Source organism: Adlercreutzia sp. DFI.6.23, assembly GCF_024462535.1.
Classification (GTDB): domain Bacteria; phylum Actinomycetota; class Coriobacteriia; order Coriobacteriales; family Eggerthellaceae; genus Adlercreutzia; species Adlercreutzia rubneri.
The window spans coordinates 1-370 of the sequence record NZ_JANGBP010000259.1; the positions used below are offsets into that span (position 1 = coordinate 1).

The 370-nt window shown below is 66.8% G+C and carries 1 pseudogene; it reads right to left on the reverse strand.

Features of this window, described 5'->3' with window-relative positions:
* Positions 1-370 (reverse strand): annotated as a pseudogene (locus NE591_RS13275) (hypothetical protein); the annotation flags it as partial.

The window sequence follows — 370 nt, forward strand, 5'->3', positions numbered from 1 at the left end:
CCAGGCGGGCAGCGAGGCCATCATGTAGGAGTGGCCCATGACGATGATGAGAATCGCCGCCACGACGATGCCCACGATGGACAGCCACGTCGGCACCTTGGCCTCATCGCCGCCCCGGCGCAGGTACACGAAGTACACCACCATCACCACGGCGAGCACCACGATGGCGATGAGCTCCTGGGTGATGCCGATGGTCATGTGGCCGAAGCCGTTGAAGATGCGCTCCCAGTGCTCCAGGTGGAAGAACACGGCGATACCGCCGACGACCAGAAGCACGGCCGAGGTGATGAGCGCCGGCATCTGGGCGCGGGAGCCCTTTCCGCGAAGCGCCCAGACGCACTGAGCCGCGAACAGGCCGGCCGCCCAGGCC